Origin of the sequence: Methylobacterium sp., assembly GCF_019750675.1 — a bacterium.
In the GTDB taxonomy this organism is placed as follows: domain Bacteria; phylum Pseudomonadota; class Alphaproteobacteria; order Rhizobiales; family Beijerinckiaceae; genus Methylobacterium.
Window position 1 is genome coordinate 1 of sequence record NZ_JAIEOF010000375.1, and the last position, 1,746, is coordinate 1,746.

General features: G+C 67.4%; 1 protein-coding gene. It reads left to right on the forward strand.

What is annotated here, in order from left to right; all coding sequences use genetic code 11:
• Positions 1–103 precede the first annotated feature (103 nt).
• A partial coding sequence (gene ftsH, locus K2X24_RS19345; RefSeq protein WP_292500139.1) for an ATP-dependent zinc metalloprotease FtsH occupies positions 104–1,746 on the forward strand: 1,643 nt, incomplete at its 3' end.

The window sequence follows — 1,746 nt, forward strand, 5'->3', positions numbered from 1 at the left end:
TCGACTTGGCAAGGGGTGGCGCGCTGCCTACATTGGCGACGAGCACCCGGATCGACCCGCCCCATTTGGCGCGGCGGGCCCAGGCGCCTCCAGGGATTGATCGATGAACCCGAATTTCCGCAATTTCGCCTTGTGGGTCGTCATCTTCCTGCTCGTGCTCGCCCTCGTGACCCTGTTCCAGAACCCGGGTCATCGCGGTGGCGGCTCCGAGATCGCCTACAGCCAGCTTCTGAACGATGCCGATTCCGGCAAGATCCAGACGGTGGTGATCTCCGGGCAGGACGTCAGCGGCACCTATGTCGGCGGCGGCAACTTTACCTCCTACGCCCCCAACGACCCGAGCCTCGTCTCGAAGCTCCAGAGCAAGGGCGTGCAGATCACCGCGCGTCCGCCGTCGGACAACACGCCGTGGTTCATCCAGTTGCTCGTCAGCTGGCTGCCCATCCTGGTGTTCATCGGCGCCTGGATCTTCCTCTCCCGCCAGATGCAGTCGGGCGCGGGCCGCGCCATGGGCTTCGGCAAGTCGAAGGCCAAGCTCCTCACCGAGGCCTCGGGCCGCGTGAGCTTCGACGACGTCGCTGGCGTCGAGGAAGCCAAGGAGGACCTGCAGGAGATCGTGGAATTCCTGCGCGACCCGCAGAAGTTCCAGCGCCTGGGCGGCCGCATCCCGCGCGGCGTGCTCCTCGTCGGCCCTCCCGGCACGGGTAAGACCCTGATCGCCCGGGCGGTCGCGGGCGAGGCCAACGTGCCGTTCTTCACGATCTCGGGCTCCGACTTCGTCGAGATGTTCGTCGGCGTCGGCGCGTCGCGTGTCCGCGACATGTTCGAGCAGGCCAAGAAGAACGCTCCCTGCATCATCTTCATCGACGAGATCGACGCGGTTGGTCGCCATCGCGGCGCCGGCTTAGGGGGCGGCAACGACGAGCGCGAGCAGACCCTGAACCAGCTTCTCGTGGAGATGGACGGCTTCGAGGCCAACGAGGGCGTGATCATCATCGCGGCGACCAACCGTCCCGACGTGCTCGACCCCGCCCTGCTGCGTCCGGGCCGCTTCGATCGCCAGATCATGGTGCCGAACCCCGACGTCGTCGGCCGCGAGCGCATCCTGCGCGTCCACGTCCGCAAGGTGCCCCTGGCGCCGGACGTCGACCTCAAGGTCATCGCGCGCGGCACCCCGGGCTTCTCGGGCGCCGATCTGATGAACCTCGTCAACGAGTCGGCCCTGCTCGCTGCGCGGCGCGGCAAGCGCATCGTCACGATGCACGAGTTCGAGGACGCCAAGGACAAGGTGATGATGGGTGCCGAGCGGCGCACCCTGGTCATGACCGAGGACGAGAAGCGGCTGACCGCGTATCACGAGGGCGGCCACGCCATCGTGGCCTTCAACGTCCCGGCGACGGACCCGGTCCACAAAGCCACGATCATCCCGCGCGGCCGGGCCCTGGGCATGGTCATGCAGCTGCCCGAGCGCGACAAGCTCTCGATGTCCTTCGAGCAGATGACCTCGCGCCTCGCCATCATGATGGGGGGACGCATCGCCGAGGAGATGACCTTCGGCGCCGACAAGGTGACCTCGGGCGCCCAGTCCGACATCGAGCAGGCCACGCGCCTCGCCCGCATGATGGTGACCCGGTGGGGCTTCTCGCCCGAGCTCGGCACCGTGGCCTATGGCGAGAACAACGACGAGGTCTTCCTCGGCATGTCCATGGGCCGTCAGCAGACGGTCTCGGAGGCCACCGCCCAGAA